This is a genomic window from Dolichospermum sp. LEGE 00246, assembly GCF_015207865.1.
In the GTDB taxonomy this organism is placed as follows: Bacteria; Cyanobacteriota; Cyanobacteriia; order Cyanobacteriales; family Nostocaceae; genus Dolichospermum; species Dolichospermum heterosporum.
The window spans coordinates 1-1,824 of sequence record NZ_JADEWA010000692.1; the positions used below are offsets into that span (position 1 = coordinate 1).

Below are 1,824 nucleotides of genomic sequence, written 5' to 3' on the forward strand. Positions count from 1 at the left end.
ATTTTATATCTAATAGCTATTGAGGTAAAAACGAAAAATGCAAAGATATTTAAAAGTGTTGAGATTATTTTGGAGTGCTGCCATTTCCGCAGAAATGGAATATCGTATAAATTTTATCATTTATGCTATTAGTAGCTTAGGCAATTTAGTGGGTGGTATCTTCAGTTTATTCCTGTTCTACCGTACAGGTTACACTTTTTCGGGTTGGTCATGGGAATCAGCTTTAGTAGTTTTAGGAATTTTCACACTATTACAAGGCTTTGCTGCCACCTTTCTCGCTCCCAACTTAAATCGGATTGTGCGTCATGTCCAAGAAGGGACTTTAGACTTCGTATTATTAAAACCTATTCGTAGTCAGTTTTGGTTATCTCTTCATACCATTTCCCCCTGGGGAATACCAGATTTAATCTTTGGACTATTGATCATTGTCTATGCTGGTACAAAACTTAACTTAGGTATTGATAAATACTTATTGAGTATCTTTCCGTTGACTTGTGGTTTAGTTATTCTTTATAGCCTGTGGTTTATACTAGGAGCAACTAGTATTTGGTTTGTAAAGATATATAATATTACTGAAGTATTAAGAGGGTTTTTAGAGGCTGGAAGATACCCAATTACAGGTTATCCGGCTGCCTATCGCTTCTTCTTCACCTTCATAGTGCCAGTAGCTTTTTTAACTACAGTTCCCGCCCAAACTATGTTAGGTCAAATTCAACTTACCTGGTTGCTGGGTGCAGGATTACTAGCTTTGATATTGTTTTTCATTTCTACCCAGTTTTGGCGGTTTGCTCTCCAGTTTTATACTAGTGCTTCTAGTTAATTGGACTCATTAGACAAAAATTAAGATCCCCGACTTCTGTTGTAATCGTCTTCAGAAATTGTGACATCCTTAGAAGCCAGGGATTCGACAAACCTAACGATTACAACATATCTGGATTTTCACCTAATTCTCGTAATCTGGCAGCTAACCTAGCTGCTTTTGCTTGAGCTTCCTCCTCTCGTGATTTAGCTGCCTCCTCTGGTAATAAAACTAGATTGCCCGCAACATCATAAAACCGCACCCAAATCGCAGTTTCCCTATCTATAGTTCCTTCCCAAGTTCCCAACCATAAACCCAAACGTCTACACCATAGCCAACCATTTTCATTTGGTCTTAATGGCTGATACTGTTGTTCATGATCTAAATGCCATCCTTGTAAAGAATTAGCATCAAATGGGTCATAGACAAAATAATCGGAGGTATGGAAAGTCTGTTCATAAAGGTCTTTTTTAATTCCCTGATCTATTCCTGATGTAGACCGTGACATTAATTCCACAATCACATCAGGATAGCGACCATTTTCCTCCCAAACTACCCAACCTTGTCGAGGGTTACTACCATCAACATTGAGAACAGCAAAAAAATCGGGACCGCGAAACTCACGATTACGAATTTGGCTACTGCTGTAGTAAATAAACATATTGCCCCCAGTAAAATAATCATTGCGGTCAGACCAAAGCTGCTGCAATGACCGAATGAGGACATTCATCGCAATCCGGTGTCTATTTGATTCCAAGACTTCACCATCATCAAATATTAAGTCAGCAGGTGGATGATGGGGTTCCCAGTCCACAATGGCTAGATTGTTTTCGGTAGTCATCTAAACCTCCAGGAGATCCCCACCAAAACTGTACTCAGTTTGGTGATGGGAGGAATGGAGGGTTAATTGTGAAACGTCCCTTGAGTAATTTTGTGCGCCAGCACAAACAATGAAAGGGACAGTTGAGCAATTAACAAATCTTTGATTTTCCATATTCGTAACCGTCCTTTTTGTGAATTGATTT

At 39.1% G+C, this 1,824-nt stretch carries 2 protein-coding genes; one reads left to right on the forward strand and one right to left on the reverse strand.

Annotated features, from left to right (window positions below; genetic code table 11):
- The first annotated feature begins 37 nt into the window (after nt 1-37).
- Nucleotides 38-820, forward strand: coding sequence for an ABC transporter permease (locus tag IQ228_RS25635; protein ID WP_168466396.1), 783 nt, complete (start codon nt 38-40; stop codon nt 818-820).
- A 100-nt stretch (nt 821-920) separates the two neighbouring features.
- On the opposite strand, the gene IQ228_RS25640 is transcribed toward IQ228_RS25635, so the two are convergent.
- Nucleotides 921-1,640, reverse strand: a complete 720-nt coding sequence (locus IQ228_RS25640) for a Uma2 family endonuclease (RefSeq protein WP_193964945.1) — start codon at nt 1,638-1,640, stop codon at nt 921-923.
- Between the last annotated feature and the right edge of the window lie 184 nt (nt 1,641-1,824).

Excerpts from the sequence above, each read along its gene's own strand:
- IQ228_RS25635 (WP_168466396.1), top strand. The coding sequence starts at position 38 with ATGCAAAGATATTTAAAAGTGTTGAGATTATTTTGGAGTGCTGCCATT.
- IQ228_RS25640 (WP_193964945.1), bottom strand. The coding sequence starts at position 1,640 with ATGACTACCGAAAACAATCTAGCCATTGTGGACTGGGAACCCCATCAT.